The following is a 19,247-nucleotide window of genomic DNA, read 5'->3' on the forward strand; positions in this document are numbered from 1 at the left end:
CCGATCGCAGTGGCATTCACATCAGCAGGGGGAACACCGATGTCCGCTCGTAACCGTCGGCGCGCCGGCGCAACCATCGTCACCGCAGGCGCCGCCGCCCTGCTCGCCCTGTGCGGCACGGCCGCCACCGCGCTGGCCGCCCCGGCCTCCGGCGGAGCCAAGGGCAGCGCGGCGATGGTCGCCGCAGCCGCGTCCACCCACACGCTCACCGTGCCGAGGGGACTCACCCTCAGCAACGGCACCCGCCACGTGATCGTCAACGGCAGGTCGATCGACTTCGGTACCACGGTCCGTGACCTGGCCTGGAACCCGAGCGGCAGCAAGGCCGCGTTCGTCGACGGGCACGGCAACCTGGTCGTCTCCGACCCGGACGGCAGCCACCGTGTGACCGTCGCCGCCAACCCGGGCGGGCAGACGTGGTCGCACCCCACCTGGCAGGTGGCCGCCGCCGACCGGACGAACCAGATCCCCGCGAAGAACAACATCATCTTCTCGGCGAAGATCCACGGCAGCACCGTCCTGGAGAGCGTCAAGGCCACGAGCAACCATGGCAGGCCGGCCAGGATCAGCCTCAACGGCTACGCGGGCGACGGCGCCGTCCCGCAGACCGGCAACACCTGGCCGAACGTCGGCGGCTCGTACGGCACGGCCGTCTACGAGAACACCCACACCGGCGAGGTCTACATCCGCGACGACTACCTGCGCCAGCAGGGCGGCGCGCTCGCCAAGGGTTCCGAGCCCGCGCTCTCCCCCGACAACGAGGAGGTCGTGTTCGTCCGTTCCGTGCACGGCCACGACCACCTCTTCGTGGAGGACTTCGGCGGCACCACGACGACCGTCAAGGACGTCACCCCCACGGCCACCACCGACTACACCGAGCCCACCTGGTCGCCCAACGGCAAGACCATCGCCTTCCGAGCGCCGACCGGCACCTACACGATCACCAAGACCGCCCACGGCTTCGGGCGGCCCGTGAAGGTCTCCACCCACACCGGCCTGCCCGCCTACCGAGGCTGACCGCCACCCGGCCGCCCGCCCGACCGCCCGTCCAGGCGGGCGAGTTCGGCCCGCAGCTCGGGCAACTGCTGGTCGGCGGTGTCGTGCGGCAGGTACTCGACCAGATCGAGGAAACGGAACAGGACCTGCCGCTCGGTCACGGCGAACTCGTAGTCACCGAACCCCACCACCGCACCCGACTCCCCTCGCACAGCGCCCCGGACGACATGCGCGGTCATGTCGTCCGGGCCCTGCGCCGTCAGCCCCCGCCGCGCGTTGGGACGCGCCAGGTACGGGCACACCATCGACGCGTAGAGCATGCACGCGCGATGTCCCGGCCCCTCCAGCGTCGCCGCCATGTTCCGGTACGGCCGCCCCGCGTCGAGCGCCTCCCGGATCGCCGCACTCTCCGCGCCGCCGACCACCCGCCACACCGGCCCCTTGGGCATCAGAGTGCCGCAGACGGAACACAGCCGCCCCCGCGCGCACTCCGCGCTGCGCCCGTAGTCGGTGAGCGCGAACCGCGGCTGGTCGCCCTCCCACGGAGTGATGGCGGGCACGGGATAACCACGGCTGTCCCGAGGCCTGGCCTCGACACCCACCGGCATGGGAACGGAATCGAATCGCACACCTCATGGTCGACCACATCACGGCCCACCGCGACGGTCGGGCGGAGATTCACCGGCGTGGTGCCCGTCCCGCTCCGGTCCGGCCGGCGCATGCGCGCCTCGCGACAGTGCCACGCGGCGGGCGAGCCCTCGGCCCCACCTCCGGCTCGGCACCTCGATGTACCGGTAAGTCAAGGCGCAGAGCGGCAACAGCACGGCGACGAACGCCATCTCGGCCACGGGACTGTCCTGCCGCGACCGGCCGATCGTGGCATCGGTCACCGCCAGCAGCACCGGATGCACGAGATAGACCGAGTAACTGATCGTTCCCAGTCCGGTCAGCCCGCGCGGAATCCGTCGGTGGCGCAGCACCAGGCCCGTGCCGAAGGTGAGTACGGCCAGGAGGAAGGCGACGATCCAGCCGCGCCGGGTGAACTGGGACCCGCCCGGCCCGCCCCCGTCGCACAACGCGCTTCCCACGGCACAGGCGATCACCACAGCGACCGTGCAGGCCGCGTACCGCCAGGTGTCCGGACCGTGCACGGCCCGGTGGACGGCGGTGCCGAGGAACATGACGGCGAGAATCACCAGCCCCTCCCACATGGGGACCGTGCCGTTGAAGGCGACCAGGACCAGCGCCAGCACTCCGCCCAGTACGCCCCCGAACACACGCAGCGCGGGGGTTCCGGTGCTCGCACAGCCGATGGCGGCCACCATGGCGAGCGAAGCGAACGTGATCAGCGGGCCGGTACCGATCGCGCCGGACAGCGCGGAGGCCGGCAGCACGCCCCCTGCCGTCGCACTCACGACGGCGAGTGCGGCCAAGGTGACGGCGACCGCCGCCGACGACCGGTGAAGGCGGACCGTGAACAGGGCGACGACCAGCAGGTAGAAGGCCATCTCGTACGAGAGTGTCCACAGCACGAGCAGGAGACTGGGCGTCCCCAACACCTCTTGCAGCAAGGTGACATGCGCGACGACCACCGCCGCGGCACTCTGCCCACCGAAGTCGGTACGGATCTCCGCGCAGCCCGCCAGCCGCAGGGCCAGGACCGCGCCGACGGAGACCGTCAGCAGCGGGTACACGCGGAAGACCCGCCCGATCCAGAAGGTCCTGACGCACCCCTGTCGTTCGAGTGACGCGGGGATGATGTACCCGCTGACCAGGAAGAACACCATGACGCCGTACCGACTGGTGTTGAACTGCGGCATCAACTCCCGCCGAAACTCCGCCATGAACGCGTACGACGTGTGGTCGAACACCACGACGAGGGCCGCGATACCGCGCAACGCGTCCAGCCAGCCCCACCGTGACGGATCGACCGACACGGCGACCGAAGGTGATTGCTCGACGACGGAGAGTGATGTCTCTGGCGATGGGGGACACCCCTGTGGAGGTTTCATACTCGGGCCGAGTCCTGTCGAGTGAGGCGGCTTCCGCCGCCGGTGTCCTAGTGGTCCGGCAGGGCGCTCTTCACCGGAACGCAGGGTTCGGCTTCGCTCCTGGTCGCGTAGAACTCGACCGCGCGCGGCCGGGAACTGCCCCTGGTGTTCTCGAAGGCCAGGACGTTGCCCCGGCGCAGGGTGCCCTCCCAGGTGCTCGGCAGCTTCCAGCTGCCCTGCGCGGGGGCGACGGGGAAACGGTGGCCGTACCGATCGACCAGCGCGAGCGGGGCGACCTGGCTGCGCTCGCAGACGTAGCCGGAGGGGAGCAGGTCGATGGTCACCTTGATGCCCCACGGCCGCACTTCGGCCGCGAGTTCGCGCTGTGCGGCGATGTCGATGGCCTGGTCCTTGAAGGTGAGCGTGACCGTGCCGTCGTGGTGGCGCTCCACCGCGTACGCCTTCGAGCCGACCGGTGCCCCGGGCACCATCACCGCGGCGAGCCAGGCCGCCGCGCAGACCGCCACCACCACGGCGATCCTGCGCGGAACGACGAACCGGCGCACGGAAGTGCGCTCCTCGGCCCCGTCCGTCCCGCTCTTGGCCCCCGAGGTCCCGCGCATGACGGCCTCGCGCAGCAGGATCTCCCGCTTCAACTCGCCCAGCAGACGGTCCTCGAACGTCGTCCTCGTACTCACGTCTCTCTCCCTACGACGTACGCCAGCGATACGTCCGACACCGTCATCGCGACCGTGGAGTCCGCCTCCCTCCGCAGCGCCTTGCGCGCCCGGTGGAGTCGCACGCGGGCGGTGACCTGGCTGATGCCCAGCACGGCCGCCGCCTCGGTGACACTGAGCTGATCCACCGCGATGAGCTCGATGACGGCCCGCTCGCCCTCGGGAAGCCCCGCCAGCGCGGCCAGCATCCGACGGGCCGGTCTCTCCGCGTCGAGCTTGTCCTCGATGCGGACGATGTCGTCGGCCTCCAGCAACCGCCGTCCGGAGACCCGCAGATCACGCTCGGTCTCCCGGGCGACCCGGCGGCGTTCCGACGACACGACATTGCGCGCGATGCCGTACAGCCATGCCGTCTCGCTGCCGAGGTCCGGCCGGTAGGTGCGGGCCGAGTCGAGGACGGCGAGGAAGATCTCGGCCGTCAGGTCGGCCGCCGTGTGGGGGTCGTTGACACGGCGGGCCACGAAACGCAGCACCGCGTCCACATGGCGCCGGTAGAACTCCTCGAACAGCTGCGGGTCATGTACCGCAGCGCCAGGTCCACCGCCCCGTAACCGTTCCACGCCATCCACAGGCGGCTCCTTCTGGTCGGAGGCTTCATGGTCCTCCGCGCCGGCGGAGGACCATGAAGTTCCTCAAAGGCACTTCACCTGTTCTTGGGCCGGGGCGCGAAAAGCGTTACAGAGGAGTCACCCGAGCTTTGGTGTCGTGCTCCCCACTGCTGAGCCGGGTCCGGGCCGCCGCGTCCCAGAACCCGCAGTGATGGCGCGCCCCCGCCGTGCGGGTGGGGGCGATGTGGTCCGGCGCCAGTGAAAGCACCGTGTTCCGGGGCCAGTTGGGGGACGCCGGACCGTTCGGGTCTGCGGTGCGGGCGAATCGGGCCCAGTAGTCGATCATGGTGTCGGCCAGGCGGTGCTGGGCGGCGGTGAGGTCGCGGGGGCGGCCTCCGAGGTCGAAGAGGTACGGGAGTTCACTCGCGTGCGGTGCGCCGAGCGGGAACGGTGGCGTGCCGGAGGTGAGCGGTGGAGCGTGCTCGTCGGCGAACTCGTAGCGCCAGGTGGGGACTTGGGCGGTGCGCAGGGCCGTGGTGGTGCGTGCCGTGGGGCAGGTGAAGTTCGCGTCGCCGATGACGGCGCCGAACACCGGGCCGCCGTCCGTGCGGTGTACCGGGTACTCGTGGACGATCCCGGCGGCCTGTCCCGGGGCGGGGAAGAACGTGGACACTACGTCGGGCCAGGTGTCGGGGGTGACGGGGTGGCCGGCCTGGATGATGCCGGCGGCCCAGCCGTTGCCCTCGTCGTGGTTCGTTCCGATGAGGACGGGGACGTGGTGGAAGCGGCCCGCCGTGATCGCCGCGCCGGGGTCGGCGGGCAGCAACCGGCCCCCGTAGGCTGGCTGTTGATCGGTGTCCTGGGCCGCGAGCAGGCGAGGGACCGAGACCCGCCGCAGGCAGGCCGACGTGTCGTGCGCCGGGCCGCAGCCGACCTTCGCCGCGAGGGCCGCGCCCGTGGCGCGTGCCGTGGTCAGGGGTACGGCGGACGGCGCGAACGGGCGGTCGGGGCTCGCGTCGCACGGGCCGCTCTCGATGATCGCCCGGTCGAAGAGGCCCGCGGCGGCGGGCGCGGCGAGCTGGGCGCAGACGCTGTAGCCGCCCGCCGACTCGCCGGCCAGTGTCACATCGCGCGCGTCACCGCCGAACGCCCCGATCTCGGCCCGCACCCACCGCAACGCGGCCTGCTGGTCGGCCAGTCCGAAGGTGCCGGAGCCGGGCAGCCCCGCGTGCGCGAGGAAACCCAGGGCGCCCAGGCGGTAGTTGACGGTGACGACCACGACATCGCCCCGGGTCGCCATGCGGTGGGCGTCGTAGGAACTGCCCGCTCCGGTGGTGAAGCCGCCGCCGTGCAGCCACACGATCACCGGCCGGGGGCGGGCCGGTGCCGCGCCGTCGGGCGTGGTGACGTTCAGGTGGAGGCAGTCCTCGTCCGTGCTGCCGCCGGGTACCTCACCGGCAGGCTGCGGGCAGGCGCTCCCGGGCCGGGTCGCGTCGCGCACCCCGGACCAGGGGACGGCGGGGTGCGGCGGCGCCCAGCGCAGGCCACCGACCGGCGCCGCCGCGTACGGGACGCCCTCGAAGGTGCGGTAGCCGTCGTGGGCGGCGCCCCGCAGCACGCCGTCGTCGACCCGTACCTCGGTGGCGGGCCGGGGCGGCGCGGACCAGGCGACGGTCGCGAGTACGGCGGTCAGGGCGCAGCCCAGGGCGGTCAGTACACGGCGATGCAGAACACGCCGATGGTGGTGGTGCGTGTGGTGCGTGTGCATGGTCCTCGTCTCCCCCGTTCGTCATCTGTCGTCCGTCGTCCGACTGATGGCATCCGCCATCCGCCATCCGTCCCCTGTCACCCGCCGCCCATACCGCCCTGCGCCGCGATCATCGTCGTCGGCAGTGTGCGTACGGCCCTGTCCAGGCCCGGTGCGAGGGTGGCGAGGGAGTCCGTGCAGGCGTCGATGCGGGCGCGGTATGTCCTGCGGTCCCGGCGTGACACGACCGCGCGGATGCCGCCCGCGGCGGCCAGTGCGAGCAGTGCCGCGTCGGCCATGGGCAGCGCGGTCACCGGGCCGTCCCCGTGCAGTGCCCCGGAGACGCGGGCGCGGACGGCGGCGAGTGCCGCGTGGTCCGTGACGGTCACCCGGCGGGTGCCGAACCGGGTGCGGGGCGCCAGTACACCAGCCGTCCCGGCCGCGACGAGCCGGTCCTCCACCTCCGTGAGCGTCTGCCCGCGCCTGCGGTGCACGAGCCGTTTCCAGTCGCGCCCGCCGTCCTCCCCCGGCAGGCCGTGCGACGCGAGGTCGATCAGGGTCGCGGCCCGCACCAGCAGCCGGGTGCGGGGACGGTCGTAGAGGCGCCCGGCGGAGTCGTCGTAGGCGAGCAGGTACGTGAGGCAGGCGAGGTCGTCGTCCATGGTGCGACGCTACGGTCGGCCGGTCCGTCGCCGGATCGGCCGTGGGAACGGGACCGCGCTGGGAGCGCGGGAGGAGTGCGGCGCGGTGTCCTCCCTGAGGAGGAGGCCGGTGGTCAGGGGCGGTGCGGGCGGACCAGGCCGTGGTCGTAGGCGGCGACGACGGCGTGGACGCGGTCGCGCAGGCCCAGTTTGCGCAGGACCGCGGTGACGTGGTTCTTGACGGTGGCCTCCGACAGGCCGAGCCGTTCGGCGATCTCCGGGTTCGACAGGGCCTGCCCGATCAGGGTGAGGACTTCGCGTTCGCGGCCGGAGAGTTCGCGCAGCGAGGGCGGCGGTGCCTGGTCGGGGGCGGTGCTCAGGAACCGGTCGAGGACGCGGCCCAGGACGGCCGGGGCCAGCAGCGCGTCGCCGCGCGCGGTGACCCGGATCGCGTCGGCGAGTTCGCCGGGGCGCATGTCCTTCAGCAGGAAGCCGCTCGCCCCGGCCCGCAGAGCGGCGACCATCTGCGCGTCCACGTCCCAGGTGGTGAGCACCAGCACCCGGGCCGGGCCGCCGTCCGCGACGATCCGCCGGGTGGCCTCGATGCCGTCCAGCACGGGCATCCGTACGTCCATCAGCACCACGTCGGGGGCCAGTTCACGGGTCAGCCGGACCGCCTCGCGGCCGTCCGGGGCCTCGCCGACCACCGCCAGGTCGTCCCGGGCGTCGATGATCATCCGGAATCCGGTACGGACCAGGGCCTGGTCGTCGGCCACCACCACCCGCACGGTCACGACCCGCCTCCCAACGGCAGCCGCGCCACCACCTCGAACCCGCCGCCGGTCCGCGGCCCGGCCCGCAGCCCGCCGCCCACCAGCCGCGCCCGTTCCCGCATCCCCACCAGCCCACGTCCGGTACCCGTACCCATACCCACACCCACACTCGTCAAGGACGAACTTCCCTTTCCACTTCGGCCGTTGTCGACCACCGTGACCTCGACGCACTCCGCGTCCGCCGTCACGCGCACGCTCACCTCGTCGGCGTCGGCCGCGTGGCGCAGGGTGTTGGTGAGTGCCTCCTGGACGATCCGGTACGCCGTCAGGTCCACGCCCGCCGGGAGGCCGTCGAGGGCGCCCTCGCGGTGGACGCGCACGGTCAGGCCGGTCGTGCGGACCGCGTCGACGAGTTCGTCGAGGCGGGCGAGGGTGGGGGTGGAGGTGGAGGTGGGGCCTGGGTCACGGGGTTCGGCTGTCGTGTCGTCGCTCGGCTCCTCCGGTCCGAACGCCCGCAGCAGCAGCCGTAGTTCGCCGAGTGCCGAACGCGCGCCGGTCTCGATCGCGCGCAGCGCCTGCCGGGCCTGGTCGGGCCGCCGGGCGAACACGTCGTCGGCGGCGCCCGCCTGGACGACGATCACGGACAGGGTGTGCGCCACCACGTCGTGCACCTCGCGCGCGATCCGCGCCCGTTCCTCGACCACGGCCCGGCGCGACTCGGCTTCCGTGCGGGCCCGTTGGGCCCGCCGCCACTGGCCGGCGGTCCACGCGAGGACCACCGCCAGCAGATAGACGACCACTCCGGCGGGGCCGCCGCCCGCGGTCAGGGCCAGCGGTGCGGGCAGGCACAGCGCGGCGAGCGCGGCGAGCGAGGTCCGGCGCGGCGCGAGGGCCGACAGCACGCAGAGCGTGACCTGCGCGGCGAGCAGCGCCCCCGTCAGGGACACCTCGGGCAGCAGCGCCCACACCGCGAGTCCGGCCGCCGCGTTCACGGCCAGTACGGCGACGGGAGCGCGCAACTGCCGGCGCAGCGCGAGGACCTGCGCGAGGACGAGGGGCAGGGCCACGGCCAGTCGCGGCCCGTGCCCGGCGCCCGCGACCAGCACCGAGGCACCGGGCACGGCGAGCACCAGCCCGGCCGAGCCCCACCACAACGCCCGTACCTCCACGTCCCGAGCGTAGCGAGCGACCGGGCCGCTCCACGGATCGGACGGGTCGGACGGGTCGGTCAGAGGGTCACCAGTACACCGTCCAGGGTGACCGTCGAGCGGGCCGAGGTGCTGCCCGTGAGGACGCGGAGCTGGATCTTGTGGGACTTGACCGTGGTGCCGAGGGTGGCGGTGAACACCACCTGGCGGTAGGCGGTCTTCGAGGCGTAGGTGTTGACCGTGCCGATCGTCTTTCCGTCGACCACGACGGCGAAGCGGCCCCCGTTGGACTTCTTGGTGGCCACGACGCGGAGTTGGGTGCCGTTCGCCGTCAGGGAGACGGACGCGCCCTTGGTGGCGGAGGTGCGGACGGTGCCCGCCCACGCGGCGGTCGAGGACGCCGACTTCCAGGTGCCCGTGTAGCGCAGGGCCGCGGCCCGGTCGTCGAGCGGGATGCCCGTGCTCGCCGCCTTGCTCCACGCACCGGTCTGGCCGGCGTCGTCGTGGGCGCGGACGAAGAAGCGGTAGGTCACTCCGGGCACCGGCTTCAGCGGGCTGTCCGCCTTGCCGAAGGCCGCCGACGTCGCCGTGGTCGCGGTGCGCCAGGTCCGCAGCGGGCCGAGCGTCCAGGCACCCGAGCTGTCGCGGGTGGTCACCCGCCAGCCGATGTCGTACGACGTGACGCCCGCCGTCTTCGCCGACCAGGTGACCGGCACGGCGGCGGTGGTTCCCGCGCTGCTCGCGACGGCCGGTGCGGTGACGGTGGCGGCGGGGGCGGTACGGCGCAGGGTCACCTTGCCGGTGGCGTCGGCCGCCGGACGGCCGGTGACCGTGTCGGTGGCGGTCAGCGTCCAGGTGTAGGCGCCCTCGCCGGCCGCCGTGCCGGTCTGCGTGGTGCCGTTCCACGAGGGGGCGACCTTGCCGGTGGAGCTGGTGCCGGTGAGTGAACGCACCTGTGTGGAGCCGGACTTGAGGGTGAGCGTCCAGTTCACCGGGCGGTCGTAGGTCCAGGTCGGGGTCCAACTGTCCGAGGAGCCGTCGCCGTTGGGGCTGAAGCCGGTCGGGGTGGTCGCGGCCTTGGCCGCGGTGGGGACGCCCGCCCAGGTCACGTGGGTGACCCCGGAGTCGTCCAGCCAGGCCGCCCATGGTGCGTCACGGTCGACCGTCCAGCGTTCGGCGGCGGCGGTGTTGGCCCGGCCGGGGAGCGTGAAGAGGGCGTGGGCCGTGGTGTCCGTGCCGGTCAAGGACTGGACGTTGAGCGTGACAGCGGCGCTGCCCGAGGCCTTGGTGAAGGTGTAGAGGACGTCCGTGCCGAGGATCGGGGTGCGCACGGAGGCGTCCACCGTGGTGGTGGCCGAACTGCCCGCCGTGAGCAGCAGACCGGTGGTGGTGGCCGCGCCGCAGGTCGTCAGCAGGATGCGGGAACCGCGCACCTGGAGGCCGCCGGGAAGGCAGTTGACGGTCGCGGCGGTGGTGACCGTGCCGGTCGTCAGGTCGGTGCGGCGGATCGACCAGGTGGTCGTGGTGCCGTTGCGCGCCGAGGAGTACACGGCGCCGCCGGAGAGGGCCGAACCGGCGGGCACCCGTTGGGAGTTGCCGGTGGCGAAGGTGTAGAGGAGGAGGGTGCCGTCGGAGGTGGTGGTCCGGTCGGAGAGCAGCGCGCGGGCGCCGTCGAAGTCCGCGACCGTCACCGCCGAGGTGTCCGTGGCGGCCAGCGGGGTGCCGACCGGGGTGCCGTTGTCGTAGACCTCGAACCGGCCCGCGCCGGAGGCGTCGCTCTGCGCGACCAGGACCCGGCCGCCGGCGGCGGCGAGCGTCTGGTGCACCGGGCCGCCGGAGTACGCCAGCACCCGCGTCGGCGTGCTCGCAAAGGCCCCGGACGGGCCGGCCGTCAGGTTCGAGCGGAGCAGCACCCCGTCGCGGCGGGACGAGTCGTCGGCGGTGTAGAGCGCGCCGCCGGACAGGGCGAGCGCGTCCAGCCGGGCGGGGCCGGCGGGGATCGTGGTGGCGTCGCCCGCGGTGGTGGAGACGCGGCCGGCGGTGAGGGTCTGGATCGCGGCGTCGACGTCGGGGCGGTAGAGCGAGGCGCGCATCCTGCCGTCGTCGCCGACCTCCACGTCACGGAAGCTGCCGCCGAGGTCCTTGGCCGCCGTGGATCCGTCCCTGGCGGCAGCGAACAACTCGTTCGACGCGTCGCCGTCGTTGCGCTGGTACCAGGCGAGGGTGTCGTCGCTGATCCAGCGGGCGTCGGCGACGGGCAGGGTGACGGTGGCCGGGCCGTCGCCGGGCGCCGCGCGCCGCCACTCGGTCAGGGTCGCGCCGTCCACGACACCGAAGTGGTCCGGGGTGAACTCCAGGGCCTGGGGCAGCTCGCCGGTGGTGGGCTCGGCCACGGTGACCGTCGTGCCGGTGGTGAGGTCGACGTAGACGATCTCGTAGCCCCAGCCGGGCGCGGTCCGCCGTTCCACCAGGGCGCCGGCCGCGTCCGAGTCGAGGACCTCGTACTGCGCGTCGCCGGACAGGACGGTGCGGTCCGCGGCGCCCGGGGCGCGCAGCACCAGGCGCACCCGGTAGGCGGAGGAGTCGTCGTAGTAGGCCTGCTGGACGAGGATGCCGTCGCCGGCCTGTCCGCGGTAGCGCTCGTCGCCCGCGGCGCCCGAACTGTCGTAGGCGACCGGGAGGACGTCCTCGGCGCCGGAGTCGAGGTGGCGCAGGGTGACGTGGTCGGCGAGATCGCCGTTCGGGTTGGCGGAGGTGGCCGCGGCCACGACACCGTCCTGCACCGACACCGGGTGGACGGTGACCGTCTCACCGGTGTCGGCGAGGCGGCCGAGGTCCTGCGGGGTGCCGCCGGCGACCGCGAGCCAGCCGTGCGGCGCCGTGTCGGCCGTGGTCGTCTGGCTCCACACGACCGCCTGGCCGGAGCCGGAGAGGTCGGTGGCGGCGGGCACGGAGGTCGTCCGCGCGGGGAGGGTCGTCGACACGCCGGCCGGGTCGGACCCCGTCGCGGGCGCGGCGACGGCCGGGACGGTGGCGGCGGCCTGGGCCACGGCGAGGGCCGTGAGGGCCGCGACCGGGACAGCGAGCAAGCGGCGTCTGTGGGAAGGCATGGCAGCCCGATCTCTCCTCGAACCCTCTTCGAAGCCCCCTTCGCACCGCTTCGAGCGATGTCGAGCGGCTTCGAACATCAGGTCGGGATTGTCACACGGAGATCAGAACCGCCCTACGGCGGGCTGCCGTTCGTCCGGTCGTGCGACCGGCGCGGGGAGTTCCACGGTGACGCGGAGTCCGCCCGCCGGGCGGGGCGTGAGGGTGAGCGTGCCGTCGTGCGCGCGGGTGATGGTCTCCACGATGGCCAGGCCGAGGCCGACGCCCGCCTGGTCGCCGTGCACCCGCTCGGTGCCGCGCTGGAACGGTTCGGTGAGGGTCGAGACGCGCTGCGCGGTGAGTGGCTCGCCGGTGTTCTCGACGGTGAGCGCCACCGTCCTCGGGCGGACCTCGGTGCGCACCCGCACGGTGCCCTGCGCGGGCAGGTTGTGGACGATCGCGTTGTGCACGAGGTTCGTCGTCAACTGGAGCAGCAGCGCCGACGATCCGGTGGCCGGCGCGATGTCGCCGCCGGTCTCCACCAGGACCCCGTGCTTCTCCGCGAACGGCAGGAGCGTCTCGGTGGCCTCCTCGGCCAGCAGCGACAGGTCGACGTCCTCGCGGGTGAAGGACCGCTGGTCGGCCCGGCTGAGCAGGAGCAGCGCCTCGATCAGGTCGATCGCCCGGGTGTTGACGGCGTGCAGGCGGTCGATGATCTCGCCGGTGTCGCGGGCCGGGTCGGTGCGGGCCACTTCGAGGAGCGTCTTGGAGACGGCCAGCGGGGTGCGCAGTTCGTGCGAGGCGTTGGCCGCGAACCTCCGCTGGGCGGCGACATGTGTTTCGAGCCGCGCGAGCATCGTGTCGAAGGAGTCGGCGAGTTCGCGGAACTCGTCCTTGCTGCCCGGCAGTTGTATCCGGTGCGAGAGCGAGCCGGTCGCGGCCAGCCGGGTGGCGGCGGTGATCCGGGTCAGCGGGGCGAGCATCCGGCCGGCCAGGAACCAGCCTCCGACGAGCCCGAACACCAGCAGGCACGCCATCGAGACGGCCGCGACCGGGGCGAAGGCCCGCACGACGGCGCCCTGGTACGCGGGCATGAGGAGCAGCCCGACATGCGGCACCCGGCGCAGGAACACCCACACGGAGGCGAGCAGCAGCACCCCGGCGACCATGAGGAACCCGGCGTAGCTGAGGGTGAGTCTGACGCGGACGCTCAGACCGGCGGGCCTATCCACGCGGGCCTCCGTCGGCCGCCGGGCCGATGCGGTAGCCGACGCCCGGCACCGTGACGATCAGCCAGGGCTCGCCGAGCCGTTTGCGCAGGGCCGAGACGGTGATGCGGACGGCGTTGGTGAACGGGTTGGCGTGCTCGTCCCAGGCCCGTTCCAGCAGGTCCTCGGCGCTGACGACACCGCCCTGCGCGGCGACGAGGACCTCCAGCACGGCGAACTGCTTGCGGGTGAGCGCCACATGGCGTCCCTCGCGGAAGACCTCCCGGCGGAAGGGGTCCAGCCGCAGCCCCGCGATCTCCCGCACCGGGGGCCTGCTGTGGGCGCGTCTGCGGTCGAGCGCCCGGAGCCTGAGCACGAGTTCGCGCAGTTCGAAGGGTTTCGTGAGGTAGTCGTCGGCGCCGAGTCCGAAGCCGGACGCCTTGTCGTCGATGCGGTCGGCGGCGGTGAGCATCAGGATCGGCAGGCCGCTGCCGGAGGCGACGATCCGGCGGGCGACCTCGTCGCCGGAGGGGCCGGGGATGTCACGGTCGAGGACCGCGATGTCGTAGGCGTTGACGTCCAGCAGTTCCAGGGCGGTGTCGCCGTCGCCCGCGATGTCGGCCGCTATCGCCTCCAGCCGCAGACCGTCGCGGACGGCTTCGGCCAGATAGGGCTCGTCCTCGACTATCAGCACACGCATGCCGTCGAGGCTACGAGCCCGCGCGTATCGGTGACATATCGAAAAGCGCATACGCCCCGGCAACACGGCACGGCCTGGACTGGCGGCATGGACGGGACGAGCGGGACGGGCACGATCAGCGGGACGGGCGGGACCGGCGGGGTGAACGGGACCGGCGGGACGAGCCGGGTGCGTCGAGCCGCGCGGGCCCTCGCCCGGCCGGGGCCCTGGCGGCGGGCCCGGGTGACGGCCGTGCTCGCCCTGTCGCTCGGGCTGCTGATGCTGCTGCACGCGGAGATCCCGGACCGGGTCTGGGGGATCGGCAGCCTGGTGGAGACGTTCCTGCCGTGGTTCGGGCTGTTCGTGCCGGTGTTGCTGGCCCGCGCGCTGTGGCGCCGCTCCGCCGTCGCGACGGTCGCGCTGGTGCTGCCGGTCGTGGCGTGGCTGAACCTCTTCGGCGGGCTGCTCGGCGACAGGTCCCAGGGGGTCGGGGACCTCACCCTGGTCAGCCACAACGTGAGTGCCGGCAACCCCGACCCGGCCGGTACCGCCCGTGACCTGGCCGCCTCCGGCGCGGACGTACTGGCGCTGGAGGAACTGACCCCGCGGGCGAGCGTCACGTACGAGAAGGAGTTGGCGACGGCGTACCCCTACCACGCGGTGCTGGGCACGGTCGGGGTGTGGAGCAGGCTGCCGCTGTCGGGCACCCGGGCGGTCGACACCGCGATGGACGTCGGGCCGCTGGCCGACCGCCTGCCGGCCGCGGTCAGGGCGGCCACCAACCGGGCGCTGCGCACCACGGTGACCACGGACCGGGGCCCGCTCGCGGTGTACGTGGCCCATCTCGGATCCGTGCGGGTGCTGCCCAGCGGCTTCGGCACGGGCGACCGCGACCGGGGCGCGCGGGCGCTCGCCGAGGCCGTCGCCGCCGAGCCGGACCGGCGGGTGGTCCTGCTCGGCGACCTCAACGGCACCACGGACGACCGCGCGTTCACCGCCCTGACCGCGCGGCTGCGCTCGGCCCAGGACGCGGCCGGGAGCGGCTTCGGCTTCAGCTGGCCGGCCGGGTTCCCGGTGGCGCGGATCGACCAGATCCTGGTGCGGGGCGTACGGCCGACGAAGGCGTGGGTGCTGCCGGCCACGGGCAGCGACCACTTGCCGGTGGGGGCGTCGGTCAGCTGGTGACACCACCGGTCGCCGACGCCCGAAGAGGGTTTCCCCGTACCGGTGCCGCCACTTCCCGGCGGCGGGCCGCTAGCGGAGCGACTGCTCGTTCGAGGGGACCGGGCGGTCGTAGACGTGGTCGGGGGTGACGACCTCGGTGACCGCGCGGGCGACGAGGGAGGACGGTTCCTGGCCGCCGTAGGTGATGTCGGTGTTGAGGATCACGACCAGGGTGGCCTTCAGCGGCGGGAGGTAGACGGTCACGGTCTCGTAGCCGGGGATGGAGCCGTTGTGGCCGATCCAGCCGCCGCTCTCGAAGATGCCTAGACCGTAGTCGAGGCCGGGGAAGCCGGTCGGGAGCATGCGCAGCCGCTGCCGTTGGGTCTCCGGGCTGAGCAGGGTGCCGGTCGCGACGGTCCTGGCCCAGCTGCGCAGGTCGTGCAGGTCGGAGATCATCGCGCCGGCCGTCCAGGCCCAACTGGGGTTCCAGTCCGTGGCGTCGGCGACCGCGCCGCTCAGCGTCTGGGCGGTGTAGCCGCGCGCGTGCGGGTCGGGGAACTCGGGGCCACCGGGCAGCAGCGTGTGGCCGAGACCGGCCGGGCGCAGCACGCGCCGGTCGATGACGTCGGCGGCGCTCCGGCCGGTGACCTTCTCGATCACCAGGCCGAGCAGCACCAGGTTGGTGTTGGAGTACTCGAACCGCTCGCCCGGCGCGAAGGTGTTGTCGTGCCTGAAGCCGTACGCCAGTGTCTCGCGCGGGGTGAACGAGCGGCCGGTGTTGCTCAGCAGGTCGTGCACGAAGTCGGGGTCGGCGGTGTAGGGGAAGAGCCCGCTGCGCATCTCGGCGAGGTGGCGCAGGGTGATGTGCCGGCCGTTCGGCACCCCGCGGACGTAGCGGGAGATCGGGTCGTCCAGGCGGATCCGGCCCTCGTCGACGAGCCTGAGCAGCGCGGTGACGGTGAAGGTCTTGGTCTCGCTGCCGATGCGCGCGTACAGGCCGGTGGTCATCGGGCGGTGCGTGGTGGTGTCGGCGACGCCGGTCGCGCGGACGTAGCACCCCTTGCCCGGCAGCCACAGCCCGACGACGACACCGGGGATGCCGGCCTGGCGGCGGACGTCGGCGACGGCCTTGTCCAGCCGGGCGGTCGTCGTACGGCCGAGCCCGGCCGCGGCGGCGGGCGGACAGCCGTCCCGGTGGGGCGCGGAGGTGGTGCCGGTCACCGCCGTGGCCGTGGCCGTCGTGGCCACGGCGGATGTCATCGTCGTCGGGATCAGTACGGACGCCGCCAGCAGCGCGGCTGCCACCAGGCGTCGGGAGGGGGTACGTCGCATGCCGGGGCGCTTCTTCCGGTCGGGGGTTGAGGTGGCCACGCCACCATCCGGAGCCCGGCGGCGGGCCGTCCTGCGTCACGCGCCCCCGCGAGTCCACTCGATCGGACGGACGTTCGTCCCGCCGGACAGGGCGGGTCCGCACCCCCCTGGCCCGGACCCGCCCGCCCCCCTCCCCCGGGAACCGGTCCCCGCACCCTCCCCGTCCCCCGGGAACCGGTCCCCGTCCTCACCTCCCGGTTCGCCACCCGGGGTCGAGGTGCGTCAGGGCCGTCTCCTGGTCGGCGGTGAGGTAGTGCCGTACGTGGGGCAGCCGGGCGGTGTCCAGGGCCCAGGCCAGGACGGTGGGCCGGCGCGGATGGGACCGGGTCCGTCCGTCGCCCAGCCAGTCGAGGCAAGAACCCACCAGGGAGCGGTAGTTGGTGCGGCTCGCGTTGTCGGACTCCAGGTCCGTGCCGTAGCCCGGGCCCTGTTCGCGGGCGAGCGTCACCCAGGGTTCGAGCACGCGCAGCGCGATGTCCGGGCCGCCGCTGCGCAGCGCGCCGTACACCATGCCGAACCGGTGGGAGCCCTCGGTGAAGTACCGGTCCTGACGCATCGTCGCGCGCAGCCCGGTGTCGGCGTCCGCCAGGGTCACGAGCGCGTCCCTGCGATGCCCCTTCATCAGATGGTCCTCGAACGTCCACTCCAGCAGGTGGAACCGGACGAGCACCGCGAGCTGCTCCTCGCCCTCCCGCTCGGCCCGGGACAACAGGGCGTCCAGGCGGGCCCGTTCCTCGCCGTGCTCCCACGGCCACGCGTGGCGGGGATACGTACCGCTCCCGCAGTCGGCGCAGCGGCGCGGGATGCCGGGGCGCGGATCGTCGAAGTACCCGCCGCCCCCGCAGTCCGGGTCGTCGCACTCCCAGCCCCGGGCCAGGGCGCCCGTGGGTGCCTGGTAGCCGTCCCTGCTGGGCGGCAGCCGCCTGGGCCCCAGCAGTCTCTGCAGAATCTCCATCAACTCCCCCTTGTCGTACGGCAGTTCCGGGGCCGGCCGGCCGTGGCGCTCATGCCCCGGGGACCCGGGCGCGCTCGGCGGCCCGTGCCTCGCGGTCGCGGGCGGCGCGCTCGGCCGGGGTGAGCCGGCTGATCCGGCCCGAGCGGCTGCCGGGCCGTACGCCCCACGGCGAGGTGGGCTGCCCGCCGAACAGCCACACCGCGAGCGTGATCTCCCAGCCGATCGCCTTGACCACGCTGAACAGGAACCACTCCGGGCTCATCAGGATCAGCATCGGCGGCACACCGTGCCAGAACGAGCCGCCCGCCCGCCCGTTGAAGGTCCAGAGCGCGATCGGGATCCCGAGCAGATGCACGACCACCAGTGTCATCACCATGGGCTTCTCCCCCTGTCTCTCGTGCTGTCCCGGACCCGAGTGCCGTTCCACGCGGGCCGGTTCCCCGTTGGTACCGCGCCGGCGGCACCGGTTCCGGGCGCGTTGCACGGCTCGCCGAACGCTGCAACGACGGCCGCGCGGCGGCGCGAAACGGGGTACGGCGGTGAGATTTGTCGTCCTTGCCCGGGTGCTGCCCGACTCCTGCCAGACTGGCCGGATGGACGTTCACGCGGCGGTCGCCGCGGGTGCCGCACCGGGCCGACGGGCCCGCGTCGCCTGGCTGTTACGGGTCAACCGGCTGCTGGCCGGGGAGAGTTCACTGAGATCGCTGCCGGCCTTCGCGACGGCCTTCCACGGCGGGAGCTACGACCGCGAGGTGAGCGTCAGCACCGTCTCGCGCTGGGAGACCGGCCGAACGCCCGTTCCCTGGCAGGCGGTTCGCCGCTACGAGGAACTGCTCGCGCTGCCCCGCAACACGCTCACCGCCACCGCGCGCACCGTGTGGCGCTTCTGGGCACCCGGTCCCGTCCTCGGCGTCGACCCGGCGGGCCCCGCCGCGAGGCCGATGGAGGACCTGCTGGAGCAGGCGGTGTCCCACGACGTGATGACCGGTGACGACTGGGACCAGCTGGTGGACGGCCTGTGCGCGCGCCCCGACGTGGTGCTGATGCCGTCCGGCACCTGGTCCGCGCTGGCCGAACGGCTCGTCGAGGAGATGGTGATCGCCGACGACCTGCCGTGGATGCTCCGCTTCGAGTCCCTCAACCGGCTGCTGAACCACCGGCGGGGCGGCCCTACCGTCATCGCCGTGTGCGGGTCGATGGCCGCCGGACGGGCCCGGCTGACGGCGACCGAGATCGTCTGCGCGCTCGACAACTGCGGGCATCCCGCCGCGGCCGACCTGGTGCTCAGCGAACTCGCCTGTCCCAGCGGGCCGTTGGCGCACCGGGGCGCGGTCATGGCGTGCTTCCGCAAGATGCGCTACCGGCACTTCGACGACGGCCAGCTGCGGACCCTCGTGCGGGCGGTGCGGGACTCCAGCGGCGGCGCCCCGTTCGGCGACCAGCTCGGGCCGCTGCGCGGGCAGTTGTCCGCGCAGCACCCCGAGTACGCCCGCGCGGTCCTGGGCCGGCGCCCCGGGGACGCGGACCGGGACCGCGACCGGGAGGCCCCCGACCCGGACGCCCACGCGCTGGTGGCTGCGGCGATCCGCAGAGTGACGGCACGACTGGGCACCGTGGAACCCGACCGGGTGTGCGATCCCGCGGTCCCGGCCGCGCTGGTCGCCGAGACGCTGGGCAGCCCGCTCTTCGACGTCCGCCTCTACGCCGCGTTCCTGCTCGCGGCGACCCCCTACCGCCCGGTGCTGGCGGACGCGCTCGCGGCGGAGCTGGTCCGCCCCTCGGCCGTACGGCACGAACGGCTCGCGGTGGTGCTCCTGGAGGGGCTGCGCGTGCTGGGCGACCACCGCCACCGCGGGCTGCTCCAGCGGCTGGCGGTGCTGCCGAGCGTGCCCCGGTCCACCGCGTACGCCGCGGTGCGCGGCCTGGGCCATGTCGCGGCCGACCGCGCCACCGGGGACTTCCTGCGGTCCGCCGTCGCCCACCACCACGCGGTGTGGCTGACCGACCGGGACCCGGTGACCGCGGCCACGCTGGAGAGCCTGGTCTACGCCCTCGGCATGGCCTCGCGCGACGACGTCCTCACCACGATCCTGACCGGCGCCGACCACCTCCCGGTGGCCCGCACGGCGGCGGCCTGGTGGCTGGACATCCCCGGCCACCGACGCGCGAGCGCGCTGCGGTAGCCGGGGCCGGGGCCAAGTC

Annotated in this window: 17 protein-coding genes; 3 read left to right on the top strand and 14 right to left on the bottom strand. The window is 73.5% G+C overall.

Annotated features, from left to right (window positions below; translation table 11 throughout):
* The first annotated feature begins 39 nt into the window (after nt 1-39).
* Entirely contained in the window at nt 40-1,017 is a 978-nt protein-coding gene (locus ACIQPR_RS10900; protein ID WP_403645212.1) for a TolB family protein, read from the top strand.
* On the opposite strand, the gene ACIQPR_RS10905 is transcribed toward ACIQPR_RS10900, so the two are convergent.
* The 11 genes from ACIQPR_RS10905 to ACIQPR_RS10955 all read right to left on the bottom strand — a co-directional run bounded on the left by ACIQPR_RS10905 (nt 1,005) and on the right by ACIQPR_RS10955 (nt 13,576).
* Nucleotides 1,005-1,556, bottom strand: coding sequence for a hypothetical protein (locus ACIQPR_RS10905; RefSeq protein ID WP_403645215.1), 552 nt, complete (start codon nt 1,554-1,556; stop codon nt 1,005-1,007). The genes ACIQPR_RS10900 and ACIQPR_RS10905 overlap by 13 nt on opposite strands.
* An 87-nt stretch (nt 1,557-1,643) precedes the next feature.
* On the bottom strand, nt 1,644-2,933 hold the full coding sequence (locus ACIQPR_RS10910) for an acyltransferase family protein (RefSeq protein WP_403645219.1): 1,290 nt from the start codon (nt 2,931-2,933) through the stop codon (nt 1,644-1,646).
* 122 nt (nt 2,934-3,055) lie between these two features.
* Nucleotides 3,056-3,685 (bottom strand): hypothetical protein, encoded by a 630-nt coding sequence (locus ACIQPR_RS10915; RefSeq protein ID WP_403645222.1) that lies wholly within the window; start codon nt 3,683-3,685, stop codon nt 3,056-3,058.
* Complete coding sequence (locus ACIQPR_RS10920) at nt 3,682-4,293, bottom strand: RNA polymerase sigma factor (protein WP_403645224.1); 612 nt, start codon at nt 4,291-4,293, stop codon at nt 3,682-3,684. The genes ACIQPR_RS10915 and ACIQPR_RS10920 overlap by 4 nt, the downstream gene beginning before the upstream one ends.
* 106 nt (nt 4,294-4,399) lie before the next feature.
* On the bottom strand, nt 4,400-6,040 hold the full coding sequence (locus tag ACIQPR_RS10925; RefSeq protein WP_403645227.1) for a carboxylesterase/lipase family protein: 1,641 nt from the start codon (nt 6,038-6,040) through the stop codon (nt 4,400-4,402).
* Nucleotides 6,041-6,117: 77 nt separating this feature from the next.
* Nucleotides 6,118-6,681, bottom strand: coding sequence for a GPP34 family phosphoprotein (locus ACIQPR_RS10930; RefSeq protein ID WP_403645229.1), 564 nt, complete (start codon nt 6,679-6,681; stop codon nt 6,118-6,120).
* A 113-nt stretch (nt 6,682-6,794) separates the two neighbouring features.
* Complete coding sequence (locus ACIQPR_RS10935) at nt 6,795-7,454, bottom strand: response regulator (protein WP_403645232.1); 660 nt, start codon at nt 7,452-7,454, stop codon at nt 6,795-6,797.
* A complete protein-coding gene (locus ACIQPR_RS10940; protein ID WP_403645235.1) occupies nt 7,451-8,602 on the bottom strand; it encodes a sensor histidine kinase in 1,152 nt (383 codons plus the stop codon). Before ACIQPR_RS10940 ends, ACIQPR_RS10935 begins: the two co-directional genes overlap by 4 nt.
* 59 nt (nt 8,603-8,661) lie before the next feature.
* The gene (locus ACIQPR_RS10945) at nt 8,662-11,691 is read right to left on the bottom strand and encodes a hypothetical protein (protein ID WP_403645238.1); all 3,030 of its coding nucleotides are present in this window, start codon (nt 11,689-11,691) and stop codon (nt 8,662-8,664) included.
* Nucleotides 11,692-11,793: 102 nt separating this feature from the next.
* Complete coding sequence (locus ACIQPR_RS10950; RefSeq protein ID WP_403645241.1) at nt 11,794-12,900, bottom strand: sensor histidine kinase; 1,107 nt, start codon at nt 12,898-12,900, stop codon at nt 11,794-11,796.
* Nucleotides 12,893-13,576 carry a response regulator transcription factor gene (locus ACIQPR_RS10955; protein ID WP_403645244.1) on the bottom strand — a complete coding sequence of 228 codons (684 nt, stop codon included), beginning with the start codon at nt 13,574-13,576 and terminating at the stop codon, nt 12,893-12,895. Before ACIQPR_RS10955 ends, ACIQPR_RS10950 begins: the two co-directional genes overlap by 8 nt.
* Nucleotides 13,577-13,663: 87 nt before the next feature.
* On the opposite strand from ACIQPR_RS10955, the gene ACIQPR_RS10960 reads away from it, so the two are divergent.
* Nucleotides 13,664-14,740, top strand: a complete 1,077-nt coding sequence (locus ACIQPR_RS10960) for an endonuclease/exonuclease/phosphatase family protein (RefSeq protein ID WP_403645247.1) — start codon at nt 13,664-13,666, stop codon at nt 14,738-14,740.
* 69 nt (nt 14,741-14,809) lie between these two features.
* Here the strand turns inward: ACIQPR_RS10960 and ACIQPR_RS10965 are convergent, their stop codons facing one another.
* The 3 genes from ACIQPR_RS10965 to ACIQPR_RS10975 form a co-directional block, all read right to left on the bottom strand.
* Nucleotides 14,810-16,051 carry a serine hydrolase domain-containing protein gene (locus tag ACIQPR_RS10965; protein ID WP_403645250.1) on the bottom strand — a complete coding sequence of 414 codons (1,242 nt, stop codon included), beginning with the start codon at nt 16,049-16,051 and terminating at the stop codon, nt 14,810-14,812.
* Nucleotides 16,052-16,277: 226 nt separating this feature from the next.
* Nucleotides 16,278-17,045, bottom strand: coding sequence for a hypothetical protein (locus ACIQPR_RS10970; protein WP_403645253.1), 768 nt, complete (start codon nt 17,043-17,045; stop codon nt 16,278-16,280).
* A gap of 49 nt (nt 17,046-17,094) precedes the next feature.
* A complete protein-coding gene (locus ACIQPR_RS10975) occupies nt 17,095-17,421 on the bottom strand; it encodes a hypothetical protein (RefSeq protein WP_403645256.1) in 327 nt (108 codons plus the stop codon).
* 217 nt (nt 17,422-17,638) lie between these two features.
* On the opposite strand from ACIQPR_RS10975, the gene ACIQPR_RS10980 reads away from it, so the two are divergent.
* On the top strand, nt 17,639-19,228 hold the full coding sequence (locus tag ACIQPR_RS10980) for an XRE family transcriptional regulator (protein ID WP_403645259.1): 1,590 nt from the start codon (nt 17,639-17,641) through the stop codon (nt 19,226-19,228).
* Nucleotides 19,229-19,247 lie beyond the last annotated feature (19 nt).

Origin of the sequence: Streptomyces sp. NPDC091280 (assembly GCF_044768565.1) — a bacterium.
Taxonomy (GTDB): Bacteria; Actinomycetota; Actinomycetes; order Streptomycetales; family Streptomycetaceae; genus Streptomyces.